Source organism: Paenibacillus sp. NPDC055715 (assembly GCF_053617595.1).
In genome coordinates this window covers 678,556-691,341 of the sequence record NZ_JBSHGA010000001.1, presented here as the reverse complement: position 1 = coordinate 691,341, position 12,786 = coordinate 678,556, and the positions used below count along the sequence as shown (strand labels likewise).

The window sequence follows — 12,786 nt, the reverse complement described above, 5'->3', positions numbered from 1 at the left end:
GGCTAATGATTATTTTTCAGGGCAGCTATGCTGCTTCTATCGCCTGCTTTAGGGTAAATGCACGTCGGTTCCATCACTAATAACCTGTGAGGTGATCTTTTATGAATACGCAGGATAAAAAGCGTATGGATAAAGTTACTGTTGAGTTAACCTTTGATGAGGCATTGGCGCTGACCGGTGTCCGTTTTGGGCAGGACCGCCAAATTGGAACGGCCGCACGTCAAAAAATCAGAGCCGCTTGCCAAAAGACGATTGATTTTTCACCTGCTGATGGGGTAGACTATGAACAATTAAATTAGTTGGACCCAATCCAAATATATTGAAAAAGGAATTTCATTTCCGTATCTTCAAGCGGGGGTGAGATTCCTTTTTCCTTGATAACAGAGCATATGGAGGAGTAACATGCGTTTACGCGGAAGAAAAGGAATACGGGAAAGTTTGGAAGAACAGCAGGACCTGGTTATCTTGGAGCCGGGGCAGTATAAAGGAAAGTGGCAGCAGCTTTTTGGCAATGATCGTCCGATTCATGTGGAATTCGGTATGGGCAAAGGGCGTTTTATTAGCCAAATGAGCTATCGGAATCCGGAAATCAACTATATTGGATTTGATATGTACGATGAGTTGGTTCGTCGTGCAGCGGAAAAGTCACGTCTGGCTTGGAGTGATACAGAGGTTGATACGCCGCCTAATATCAAATTGGCGTTGGCGAACATTGAACAGATTGAAAATGTTTTTGAACCTGGGGAAATTGAGCGCATTTATTTGAATTTTAGCGATCCGTGGCCTAAAGCCAAGCATGCGCGTCGTCGCTTGACGCATCCGCGCTTTTTGGACAAGTACCGTCAGCTTTTAAACAGCAAGGGGCAAATTCATTTCAAGACCGATTCAGAGACGCTGTTTGAGTTTTCGCTGAATTCGTTTGCCGACAGTGGTCTACAAATGACGAACATTTCGTTGAACCTTCATCGTGATGGTATCAACGAAGAGCATGTCATGACGGAATATGAGCATAAATTCATGGGCAAAGGCATGAACATCCATCGTGTCGAGGTGCTAATCGGCAAAGATGCTTTAGAAGAGTATGAGAAAATACGTCTTGAGAAGTATGGGAAATAAATAAAATAAAACAGGGTGCTTCCTTATTTAGGAAAGCACCCTGTTTGGTTCCAGTATATCCAAAATACTCTGTGCACTCTGAAGAGGATAATATCGTGCTACATTATGAACGTGATCCTGTCGCTTGCGAACGATTTCCGGAAATTCGTGTAACAGCCGGTTCATCCATTTAACAACAACATCCAGCGAAGTAATCGGTTCTCCGAAGCCTTGAGCTGTAAAGTATTGACAATTTTCTTCTTCCTGTCCGGGGAGAGGTTTGTGAAACAACATTGGAATCCCTTTAGCCAGTCCCTCGGTGCATGTCATTCCGCCGGGCTTGGTGATGAGCAGATTCGATATCTCCATTAATTTGTCGATTTCCCGTGTAAATCCGAAAATATGAATATTCGGATGATTGAAGCGGGGATCCAGCTGCATTTTACGACGGATTTTATCATTATGACCCAGACAAAAAATTAATTGAATGTTTTCTCTCCATTGGGTAAGCGTGCGATGAATGACTTCGTCGTTCATCAGACCCCAGCCGCCGCCCATAACGAGTACGGTGGGAATCGGCTTAAGAACGAATTGGTCCCGGATTTCGTCGTGCCCCGGATGTTCCCAAAAATTAGGATGAACCGGAATACCCGTTACTTGAATTTTCGACATAGGCACTCCACGTATACGCAGCTTACGCATGACCTCAGGCGTAGATACAAAGTACCGGTCAACCTCGGGACTGATCCATGTTCCATGCGCATCGTAATCTGTAATGACGGTACAAAGCGGGACATGTACGCCCAAGCGCTTCAAACGTGAAATCACCGCACTTGGGATGGGATGAGTGCATACCACCAAATCAGGACGAAGCTGCCGGAGAATGTTTCGGGTCTGCGTGTAGAAAAGACGATGCAAAGCGAGCGTTGTAAGACGGTTTAATGATTTTTTATACTGATGACGGTAAACCATTCCGATCAGGCGAGGCTGCGATATGATAGTCTTCTTGTACGCTGTAATAATGAGCGGAGCCATTCTCGGATTCAAAAAGCTCCCCAATTCCAGCACTCTGGTTTGCACATTCGGAGAAAGCTTGCGCAAACTGCTTGAGAGCGCGTACGCAGCTTGAGTATGTCCGGCACCGAAACCTTCCGATAATAATAACACTCGTTTTTTAGCCACTCTCATTTCACCTGTTCCTGCTGGGATGTTCTCAATCATACCATATCGGCTTTAAGGCCAGAATGCAACCGTTCCTATTGCCGCAGATGTGCCGATGACCGCTCCCGCGAGGACGTCCGTAGGATAGTGGAGCCCCAGGTAAATTCGGGAAAAACCCACAATCAGCGCGACAGGCAGCAGAAGCAGTGTTAGAATGGGTGACTGTAGCATAAAAGGAACGGCCACTGAAAAAATAGCGGTTGTATGCCCTGAAGGAAAAGAATGATCCGACAGGGGATTACGGAACGTATTCGTATCTGGCAGTGCCAGATATGGACGAATCCGCGGATACAGCTTCTTGGCGATGGCTACAGGGATGTGGCTGACTCCAAGCGCGATAGCCCCCTTCATACCGGATTCCTTCCATGGAAGCGGAGCAAGCAGCCATACAAGCAGTGTGGAGGTGATTGTAAAGGTCGCCCCACCCAGATGTGTAAGATAATAAAGCCAGAAGTTCAAAAAGCGATTGTGTAAGCGTCCGTTGATCCATTTGAACAACTGCTGCTCCAGATTTACAAGTTTTACGACTAGACGTTGCATTTGGTTTCCTCCGCTTGCCGTCGGGTTGGTCGGCAAATATTTTGAATCACTTGGACAGAATCAGGCGATAAGTAATTATTCTCTTGCTCTCATCATATTTTTAAACGCTGCTCATTTCAAGAATCACAATTTTTCTGGTTCAATTCTACACAAAAATGTTAATGGAATATAAGTTGAATTGTATAACTTTCTTTGCGTTCATCCGTCTAATACGATAGAGTATTTAGAAGTGGTTGTTAAATGGCCCATAAAAAGGAGGACTAAAGAAATAAAAAGCTAGCAAATGGATGAAAATAAGACCTAACGTCATGAATGAAAGGCTCAGCGTCGTATTCCTAGTTTAAACGGGAGTTTGTCGTGTTTTTTTGCTGCTGAGACCGGTTTAAAGGCTTTGACAAAAGATTGAAAACCAACGAAAATCGTAATGGCATTCCTGTGACAGCCAAAAGGGGGCTGCGCACAGCCAATGAAAAAAGCAAGGGTCGGGTCAAACTACAAAAAAAGGCGCGCAAAGCGCCCCAACTTGCGCTACACAGATAGAAAACAAACGCAAGATTTTTAAGGGGTATAAAAAAAGGGGGTAACAAGAGATTATGTTAGACGCCATTTTCGTGACGCTCCAGATTATGCTGGCGCTGATCGCGGCCTATCAGTTTGCATTCTCCTTGTTCGGTCTGGTTCGCAAAAAAAGAAAAGAGCATGCGGCTCCGGAAAAATCATTTGCCGTTTTGGTCGCTGCCCACAACGAGGAACAGGTTGTTGGAGCATTGATGGAAAACTTGAAGCAACTTGATTATCCAAAGGAAATGTACGATGTATTCGTTATTTGTGATAACTGTACGGACAAGACGGCGGATATCGTTCGCGCACACGGCATGAATGCTTGTGAACGTACAAATCCGAATTTGCGTGGTAAAGGCTACGCCATTGAGTGGATGCTCAAGGAATTGTGGGCTATGCCACGTCAATATGATGCGATTGTCATGTTCGATGCTGACAATTTGGCACATACGAATTTCTTAAGTGAAATGAACAACGATTTGTGCACAGGTGCCCGTGTTATTCAGGGGTACATTGATACGAAGAATCCTGAGGATTCATGGATTACTGCGGCATATGGAGTATCTTACTGGTACATCAACCGTTTGTGGCAACTGTCGCGTCACAACCTGAACATGGCTAACTTCCTTGGTGGTACAGGCATGTGCTTTGAAACCAATCTGCTTAAGGAAATGGGCTGGGGTGCGACGAGTCTGGTAGAGGATTTGGAGTTCACCATGCGCTGTACGCAACGCAACGTATATCCAAGGTTTAATTATGATGCCAAGGTATATGATGAAAAGCCGTTGACTTTTAAAGCTTCCTCCAGACAACGTCTGCGCTGGATGCAGGGTCATTTTACAGTCGCTCGCCGTTATTTCTTCCCGTTGCTGTGGCAGAGTATCAAGCATAGAAGCTTGATCAAATTCGATATGGCCCTTTATGGTCTGAACGTGTATATCGTGTTGCTTACCTTCTTGATGACAGTAGCGATGTGGGTAGACATTACGTTATTTGGTGGTCCTAATATCGAAAATATCTATGTACAATTTCCGGCTTGGACCGGTGCTATAGCTGTTGGTCTGAATATTACCACCTTTTTGATCGCGATGATCCTGGAAAAGGTTACGTTCAAAAAAGTGTATCTGTACTTGCTGCTATTCCCAGTCTATCTGGTTTCTTGGTATCCGATTACGTTCTATGCGTTCTTCACACAGAACAACAAGCAATGGAGCCACACCCAGCATACGCGTGTCGTTCGTCTGGAAGAAGTCCAAAGCAAGCAGGGCTAAATGCAGATTAGGGTATGAGTGTTTCACAGATTCCAAGTGTCAACTGTTTTGAATAAAAGTGTTGACACTCTGGAGAGTTGCGTGATATGATACTAGAGTATGTTAATTGAAAAGTATGGATTAACAAGTAGAAGGTCCGACTTCTCACCTGTCCGGTATTGCCGGCTGGTCTTGATCCAATGATTTGTGAATTGAACTTTCATGATGAATTGAGTATCAGACAGGGATGTCGGCTGCATAGTCGTCATCCCTTTTTTGTGCTTTAACACAATACAACAATAACAGGTTCTGGAGGTGGAGGGTTATTAGTAAGGAACATATGATCAATGATGAGATTCGGGTGAGAGAAGTACGTCTGGTTGGTGCTAACGGGGAACAAATCGGGATTACACCGACTCGTGAAGCTCTGCAAATGGCGATTGACGCAAACTTGGATCTCGTGAACGTGGCGCCTCAAGCGAAGCCGCCCGTGTGTCGGATTATGGATTACGGAAAATTCCGCTATGAGCAACAGAAGAAAGAAAAGGAAGCCCGTAAAAACCAGAAGATCGTTGACATCAAAGAGGTATGGTTCCGTTCCAACATCGAGGAACATGACTACCAGACCAAGTTTCGCAATGTGGTGAAGTTCCTGAATGAAGGGGACAAGGTGAAATGCTCCGTTCGGTTCCGCGGTCGGGAAATTACCCATGCTAACGTGGGTCAAAAAATTCTCGAACGTGTGAAAGTGGAAGTTGCTGATCTTTGTACCGTGGAGCGCCAACCCAAGCTCGAAGGACGCAGCATGATTATGATATTGGCTCCAAAGAGTCAATGACAAATTAAGGAGGAAGTTCAATGCCTAAAATGAAAACACATAGCAGCCTTAAAGGTCGCTTCAAGATTACTGGTACTGGTAAAGTAATGCGTTACAAAGCTTACAAAAACCACTTGCTTTCCCACAAATCTAAACGTGCAAAACGCGTTCTGGGTACTAACCCTGAGATGGCACCTGGGGACGTTAAGCGTCTGAAACAAGGTCTTGCTAACCTGAAATAGCACACAGCACGACAATGAATTAAGCATAAACATTATTTGGGAGGTCTTTTGATATGGCAAGAGTAAAGGGCGGATTCGTCGTTCGTCGTCGTCATAAAAAAGTATTGAAGCTTGCTAAAGGTTATTTTGGTTCCAAGCACCGCATTTTTAAAACAGCTAATGAGCAGGTAATGAAATCGCTTGTTTACGCATACCGTGATCGTCGTCAGACGAAACGTAACTTCCGCAGACTGTGGATCGTGCGTATCAATGCAGCAGCTCGTTTGAACGGTTTGTCTTACAGCAAACTGATGCACGGCCTGAAATTGGCTGGTGTGGACATTAATCGCAAAATCTTGGCTGATCTTGCAGTCAACGATATCAATGCGTTCAACTCTTTGGCAACTGTTGCTAAAGGCAAAATCAACGCTTAATTATTGAAATGAAGGCGTGGAAACCGCGAAAGTGGTTGAAAAGGTATCCCGAGCAGTATGCTGTTTAGGGATGCCTTTTTTTGTACATACTTAGCGAGATGAAAAGGGCCCAAATTATTCGAAATACGAATAAACATGACATGTGATGATATTTTGCAATAGGTGTAGTGCTTGTATTGATGGGATTTCAAAAAAAATTGACCCAAGGTTATTAATCATCTAGATTTTAGTCGATCATAATTGTATAATCTCTTAAGTAAGTCTTCTGTACGATCTGTCTCGACAGTAAATGGCATGTATGACGTGTCCATTTTCAGAGAAAAGAGACAGTCCAGGTATCTAACACTAAGGGGGAACAGTATCAGCATGAAGAAAATGTTCAGTATGTCTTTGGTTATGCTGCTAGCGATCTCAGTCATTCTCGCAGGTTGCGGTAACAAAAATCAGGGCGCGTCCAATGCAAGTGGCGAAGACGCAGGTAGTTCTGCCAAAACATCGAATGTCCAAATCGGCATGGTAACAGATGTAGGTGGAGTAAACGACAAGTCGTTTAACCAATCTGCTTGGGAAGCACTGCAAGCAATTGAAAAAGAAACAGGTATCAAGGCTAAATACCTGCAAAGTAAATCGGACCAAGATTACATTCCTAACCTGAACCAATTTGTCAAGGATGGTTTTAACCTGACTTGGGGTATTGGTTTTAATCTGGCGAATGCGATTGGACAAGTAGCGAAAGAAAACCCGGACAAAAATCTGGCGATCATCGACAGTGTCGTGGATGCGCCTAATGTAAAATCGGTTGTTTTTGCTGAAAATGAAGGTTCCTTCCTGGTGGGAGTTGTAGCTGGTAAACTCACCAAAACAAATAAAATTGGTTTTGTGGGTGGACAAGACAGCCCGCTGATCAAGCGTTTTGAAAAAGGTTTTGAAGCTGGTATTAAAGCAGTAAATCCAAATGCAAAATTGGAAGTAAACTACACAGGTGCGTTTGATAAGCCGGATCTGGGTAAAGCTGCGGCTGCAACGATCTACAACGATGGTGCAGATATTATTTTCCACGCAGCTGGCGGATCAGGTACAGGCGTATTTAACGAAGCACTCGCACGGAAGCAACAAGGTCAGCAAGTATGGGTTATCGGTGTAGATAAAGACCAATCGCTTGAGTTTGGTGACGGCGTAACGTTGACTTCAATGGTCAAACGTGTGGATGAAGCCGTAAAACGCGTATCCCAGGAAGTCATCGACGGTAAATTTAAGGGCGGTATTGAAACACTGGCTCTGAAAGACAACGGAGTTGGCTTGGCGGATACATCCAGTAAAAACGTTCCTAAAGACGTGCTTGATCTCGTAGAACAATACAAGCAAAAAATTATTAAGGGCGAAATTACAGTTCCTTCGAAATAAGATTGGGCTTGCAAGATAAATAAAGGTGACGACAAGGCTGGTTCACAAGACTAGCCTTGTTCTTACGTCTGGAGTTACACAGATCATAACGGTCAATCAGCTCATTGGAGCACATACTATAAAGTATAAGGGTGATCTCATGGATGCAGCGACCCCCGTCGTTGAGTTAAAGCAAATTACAAAACGATTCCCCGGCATCGTTGCCAACGACTCCATCAGCATCAAGCTGCATAAGGGAGAAATTCAGGCCCTTTTGGGTGAGAATGGTGCGGGTAAATCTACGCTTATGAACATTCTTTTCGGACTGTATCAGCCGGATGAAGGATCGATAGAAATCGGTGGGAAACCAGTACAGATTGATAGCCCCAATAAGGCGATTGATCTGGGTATTGGCATGGTGCATCAGCATTTTAAGCTCGTGCAGCCGTTTACCGTAACCGAAAATATTATCCTGGGCTCGGAGCCACGCAAAGGTCTGAAAATCAATTATAAAAAGGCTGCCGCCGAAGTGCAGCGGTTGTCTGAACAGTACGGCCTTCAGGTGAATCCAAATGCCAAAATTGAAGATATATCGGTCGGCATGCAACAGCGTGTGGAAATTATCAAAACGCTCTACCGTGGCGCAGATATCCTGATTTTCGACGAGCCAACAGCGGTGTTGACTCCACAGGAAATCATTGAGCTACTGGACATTATGAAGCGTCTGGTAGCTGAAGGCAAGTCCATTATTCTGATCACTCATAAACTTAAAGAAATCATGCAAATTACAGATACAGTTACGATTATTCGCCGGGGTCAGGTCATTGATACGGTCAAGACATCGGAAACGACGCCGAATGAGCTGGCGGAGAAAATGGTAGGCCGCCGTGTGTCCTTTAAAGTGGACAAGCAGCCTACCAAGCCGGGACAAACCGTTCTGGAAATGAGCAATGTGGTCTCTAAAAACAAGGATGGCATTAGCGTTCTGAATGAGCTGAATCTGCAAGTCAAGGCAGGCGAGATTTTAGGAATCGCCGGAGTGGATGGCAATGGGCAGAGTGAGCTGATTGAAGCTCTGACCGGTTTACGCAAGGTCGATGGCGGGCACATCCGATTGCTCGGACAAGAAATGACGAATCAGTCACCACGTAAAATTTCAGAGGCAGGCGTTTCGCATATCCCGGAGGACCGGCATAAGCACGGGTTGGTACTCGATTTTTCTATGAGCGAAAACATGGTCCTGGAGACGTACTATCAGGCTCCTTACAGTAAAAACGGCTTTCTGAATAAAGAGGCTATGGATAAGCAGGCGAAAAGTCTCATTGAGAAATTTGATGTGAGAACGCCGGATATTCATACCAAGGCGAGAGCATTATCTGGCGGTAATCAGCAAAAGGCAATTATTGCGCGTGAAATAGATAAAAATCCAGACCTGCTCATTGCGGCCCAACCTACACGGGGGCTGGATGTTGGAGCGATTGAATTTGTCCAGAAGCAACTGGTTGCCCAGCGGGATCAAGGCAAAGCGGTATTGCTCATTTCTTTTGAGCTGGACGAGATTATGAATGTATCTGACCGAATTGCTGTCATCTATGAGGGCAAGATTATCGGGGAAGTGCTACCGGAAGAAACGAATGATCAGGAATTGGGACTGATGATGGCCGGAAGTGCAGTGAAGAAAGGAGTAGAGAATGGCTAACCTATTGAAAATATTCACAAAAGACTCCTTTGTTCTGGCGCTGGTCTCTATTATTTTGGGTCTTCTTCTGGGTGCAGTCGTGATGCTGATTGGCGGCTATGATCCCATTGTGGCGTATTCTGCACTATTTAGCCGTGTGTACGGAGACTCATACAACTTTGGTGAGGCTATACGTGAGATGACCCCACTGATTTTGACGGGGCTGGCATTTGCTTTTGCGGCCCGTGCCGGATTGTTTAACATCGGCGGCGAAGGTCAATTTCTGGTGGGTATGACGGCTGCTTCGATTGTGGGCATCAAGCTGCATGGACTGCCTGCTATTATTCATGCGCCGCTGGCGATCATTGCCGGGGCGGTATTCGGTGGTCTGTGGGCTGCAATTGCTGGCTATTTGAAGGCCAAGCGTGGCGTTAATGAGGTCATCACTTGTATTATGATGAACTGGATTGGTCTGTATTTGGCTAACCTGGTGATTAACCAGTTCGCACTCATGGATGGTGAAAACCGTTCCGTGGATATTCAGCCTTCCGCTTCAATTTCGATTGAATGGCTGTCACAGATGATGGGAAATGCCCGGGTTCATTGGGGGACGGTTATTGCTGTGCTGGCGGCGGTGTTTTTCTATATTTTCATGTGGAAAACCAAGCAGGGCTATGAGCTGCGTGCTGTCGGATTTAATCAGGACGCATCCCGCTATGCAGGTATGAATGTGAATCGCAACATCGTAAAAGCGATGTTCATTAGTGGTGTTTTTGCCGGATTGGCGGGTGCCTTTGAAGTGCTGGGGGTTTTCCATTATCAATCCGTCATGGCAGGATCGCCGGGAACCGGCTTTGACGGTATCGCCGTGGCGCTCATCGGGATGAATAATCCGTTCGGTGTATTGCTGGGCTCTGTTTTGTTCGGAACGCTTACGTATGGTTCTGCAGGGATGAGCTTTAGCGCGGATGTACCGCCCGAAATTATTCGGGTTGTCATAGGCTCGATTATTTTCTTTATTGCAGCTCAGGGAATTGTTCGTTGGGTAGTGAAGCCGCTCTACTCCAAGCGGAAGAAAGAGAAGGTGTTGTAAAATGAGTTGGTTAACACTTGGTGAATTAATCCATACAACGCTCGTTTTTGCGACGGCGATTATATTTGCGTCTCTTGGCGGAGTTTTTTCAGAGAAATCCGGTGTAACGAACCTTGGGCTGGAAGGTCTTATGGTGTTCGGGGCGTTTGCGGCGGGTGTAGGCGGATTTTATGCGGAACAAGCAGGGCTGGGGGGAACCTCTGCCGCTTGGGTGGGTGTGCTTTCGGCGGCGGTATTCGGCATTCTGGTTTCGCTGATCCATGCTGTAGCCTCGATTACGTTTAAAGCCGATCAGATCATTAGCGGGATTGTAATTAACTTTTTGGCGGCAGGCAGTACGCTATACATGGTTAAGCTTTTATTTGATGGTGATGGCGATACTGGACGTATTCAGGGGTTCAGCGAAATATCTATTCCCTATCTTGTGGATATCCCGATTTTAGGAAAAGCCTTTTTCCAAGCCTATCCAACGACCTATTTGGCGATATTATTAGTCATTATTGGATATTTTACATTGTATAAAACACCGTTTGGCCTACGCCTGCGTTCTGTCGGAGAGCATCCGGGAGCTGCAGACACCGTTGGTATCAAGGTGAACCGACTGCGTTATATCGGGGTCATGATCAGCGGCGCGTTGGCTGGTATTGGCGGAGCTACGATTACTTTGACGACGACAAATATGTTTTCGCATAATACGGTATCTGGTCAAGGGTATATTGCCATTGCCGCTATGATTTTCGGAAAATGGAATCCGCTCGGCGCTTTTGGCGCAGCTGTGTTTTTTGGCTTTTCTCAGGCCATTCGCAACTATGTGCAGTTGTTCGCATGGTCGCAAAGTATTCCCCAGGAAATTATTTTTATGCTGCCGTATCTCCTGACGATTATTGTGCTGGTAGCGGCTGTAGGGCGCTCGCGTGCTCCTGCTGCTTTGGGGCAGCTCTATGATCCAAGCAAGCGCTAATTTTACATGGGCAGCTAAAAGCTGTTTGTCTTGGAATCTAAAATTACATTTGTTCGCAAATCCGCCGGTATCTGCATTCGCAGGTACCGGATTTTTTTAGGTTGTGCAGGCATTCAAACATACGCTTCTGGCATGGATGGAATAGACTGTGCTATGCAGATTGGACGAACGCTCGGTCCCTGTCAGCTCCAGTCTGTTTTGTGGTGGCGGTGAGCTATCAAGGAGCCGTTCAATCTGTCCATCCGTTGAGGAAGAAGGAGGAAATACGATGAAACAGGCAGTAACCAGAAAGCAGGTGGAGAAGCTTGTCAGTAAAGTCATTCTGGCTACTCGCAAGGATGGTTCCCAGGTCAGCGGCAAGCTGATTCGCATTTCGGGTAACCGACTGATTCTTCACCCAAACTGTAAGAAAAAAGTAAAGACGAAGGCGATTATTCCCTTGGTGTTGTTTGACTTGCTTGCCATCGGCACGGCTCCTTACGTTGGTGGATATGGTGGCGGGTATGGCGGCTACGGAGCAGGTTATGGGGGGCCGGGATATTGTGGCCCTCAGTGCGGCCCATATACAGATGGGGGATACCCCGGAGTAGGTTATCCGATTTACCCCAATTTATTCTAGGCTAATGGAATGATGAGCTGTAGGATCCACTTTATCACAATGTCTTTTCAAGTTCATAGCATCGACTCAGGGAGACGTATCGTAGCATTTGGTAATGGTTACGCAGATAAAAGCGGATTCCACGGATATTGTCTTCATCTACCATGACTTTTGCCCGCTTGCAGCGTCGTAGCTGTCCGTATTGTTCTGCATGGTCCAGCAGTTTTTTTCCGTAGCGCTGACCTTGATGAGACGAAGAGATTGCGATCAAATCAATGTACAGCAGCTCTCCATGCAGCATGACATGAATGAAGCCGATAGGCTGTATATTATCCGGCCTGCAAGCGACAAAAGTGATGCCCCGGTTTAAGCGCCGGGGTAATTCTTTACGGATTTGATCCATTTCTTGTGCTCCTAAATGCGACAGGGGGACAAGCTCTTGCTCGATCAGGCGAAGGATCGTGCTGTCATCCTGGGTGCTGCGTTTGCGGATCATAAGCGGGCCTCCTTTTCCACCCTTTTAGCAAGGCAAGACGCAGCTTTGAAGGTGCGCACAGTCTCGCCGTGTGGTCTTTTTTTATAATATGCGGGTACCTCTTGCAAGCGTGCGATTCGGAGGTACCCCGGAGAAAAAACATAAATTTTTATGAAATTTGAGTATTGACTATCCCAGATGGGGGACATATAATGTGTCTAAACATTTGAATGAATGACATCAACTCAACAGCAATGAAAAGGACGAAGTGATTAGGGCTCTTTTGTTCAGAGAGTGAGGCATTAGCTGCAAGCTTCACCAAAATCCCTTTTTAACGAGCTCACCTTGGAGCTGTTTTCCTGAAAAGTATTTGGAACCGATGATGTTTAGCGGTGCGCTGAATCACCTATTAGGGAAAATCGTACGGTCTACGTTACAGACGCCAGATATGGAAATCCT

Annotated in this window: 14 protein-coding genes; 11 read left to right on the top strand and 3 right to left on the bottom strand. The window is 45.8% G+C overall.

Annotated features, from left to right (window positions below; translation table 11 throughout):
* Window positions 1-101: 101 nt before the first annotated feature.
* Both ACWGOO_RS03410 and trmB read left to right on the top strand, forming a co-directional pair.
* Entirely contained in the window at window positions 102-299 is a 198-nt protein-coding gene (locus tag ACWGOO_RS03410) for a hypothetical protein (protein WP_452481435.1), read from the top strand.
* Between the two features lie 103 nt (window positions 300-402).
* Window positions 403-1,116 carry a tRNA (guanosine(46)-N7)-methyltransferase TrmB gene (trmB, locus tag ACWGOO_RS03405; protein WP_452481434.1) on the top strand — a complete coding sequence of 238 codons (714 nt, stop codon included), beginning with the start codon at window positions 403-405 and terminating at the stop codon, window positions 1,114-1,116.
* Window positions 1,117-1,143: 27 nt separating this feature from the next.
* Here the strand turns inward: trmB and ACWGOO_RS03400 are convergent, their stop codons facing one another.
* Window positions 1,144-2,277, bottom strand: coding sequence for an MGDG synthase family glycosyltransferase (locus ACWGOO_RS03400; RefSeq protein ID WP_452481599.1), 1,134 nt, complete (start codon window positions 2,275-2,277; stop codon window positions 1,144-1,146).
* Window positions 2,278-2,328: 51 nt separating this feature from the next.
* Window positions 2,329-2,856 carry a phosphatase PAP2 family protein gene (locus ACWGOO_RS03395; RefSeq protein WP_452481433.1) on the bottom strand — a complete coding sequence of 176 codons (528 nt, stop codon included), beginning with the start codon at window positions 2,854-2,856 and terminating at the stop codon, window positions 2,329-2,331.
* 593 nt (window positions 2,857-3,449) lie between these two features.
* On the opposite strand from ACWGOO_RS03395, the gene ACWGOO_RS03390 reads away from it, so the two are divergent.
* From ACWGOO_RS03390 to ACWGOO_RS03350, 9 genes are all read left to right on the top strand, one after another.
* Entirely contained in the window at window positions 3,450-4,688 is a 1,239-nt protein-coding gene (locus ACWGOO_RS03390) for a glycosyltransferase family 2 protein (RefSeq protein ID WP_452481432.1), read from the top strand.
* Window positions 4,689-5,007: 319 nt separating this feature from the next.
* Window positions 5,008-5,505 (top strand): translation initiation factor IF-3, encoded by a 498-nt coding sequence (gene infC / locus ACWGOO_RS03385; RefSeq protein ID WP_014280557.1) that lies wholly within the window; start codon window positions 5,008-5,010, stop codon window positions 5,503-5,505.
* A 20-nt stretch (window positions 5,506-5,525) separates the two neighbouring features.
* Entirely contained in the window at window positions 5,526-5,726 is a 201-nt protein-coding gene (gene rpmI / locus ACWGOO_RS03380) for a 50S ribosomal protein L35 (RefSeq protein ID WP_013309379.1), read from the top strand.
* Window positions 5,727-5,779: 53 nt separating this feature from the next.
* The gene (gene rplT, locus ACWGOO_RS03375; protein ID WP_007429517.1) at window positions 5,780-6,139 is read left to right on the top strand and encodes a 50S ribosomal protein L20; all 360 of its coding nucleotides are present in this window, start codon (window positions 5,780-5,782) and stop codon (window positions 6,137-6,139) included.
* Between the two features lie 366 nt (window positions 6,140-6,505).
* Window positions 6,506-7,543, top strand: coding sequence for a BMP family lipoprotein (locus tag ACWGOO_RS03370; protein WP_452481431.1), 1,038 nt, complete (start codon window positions 6,506-6,508; stop codon window positions 7,541-7,543).
* A gap of 139 nt (window positions 7,544-7,682) precedes the next feature.
* On the top strand, window positions 7,683-9,221 hold the full coding sequence (locus ACWGOO_RS03365) for an ABC transporter ATP-binding protein (RefSeq protein ID WP_452481430.1): 1,539 nt from the start codon (window positions 7,683-7,685) through the stop codon (window positions 9,219-9,221).
* Window positions 9,214-10,293, top strand: a complete 1,080-nt coding sequence (locus tag ACWGOO_RS03360) for an ABC transporter permease (protein ID WP_452481429.1) — start codon at window positions 9,214-9,216, stop codon at window positions 10,291-10,293. Before ACWGOO_RS03365 ends, ACWGOO_RS03360 begins: the two co-directional genes overlap by 8 nt.
* Window position 10,294: 1 nt before the next feature.
* Window positions 10,295-11,254, top strand: a complete 960-nt coding sequence (locus ACWGOO_RS03355) for an ABC transporter permease (protein ID WP_452481428.1) — start codon at window positions 10,295-10,297, stop codon at window positions 11,252-11,254.
* 268 nt (window positions 11,255-11,522) lie between these two features.
* On the top strand, window positions 11,523-11,873 hold the full coding sequence (locus ACWGOO_RS03350) for a hypothetical protein (protein ID WP_452481427.1): 351 nt from the start codon (window positions 11,523-11,525) through the stop codon (window positions 11,871-11,873).
* 34 nt (window positions 11,874-11,907) lie between these two features.
* Here the strand turns inward: ACWGOO_RS03350 and ACWGOO_RS03345 are convergent, their stop codons facing one another.
* Window positions 11,908-12,348 carry a GNAT family N-acetyltransferase gene (locus tag ACWGOO_RS03345; protein ID WP_452481426.1) on the bottom strand — a complete coding sequence of 147 codons (441 nt, stop codon included), beginning with the start codon at window positions 12,346-12,348 and terminating at the stop codon, window positions 11,908-11,910.
* Window positions 12,349-12,786: the final 438 nt, after the last annotated feature.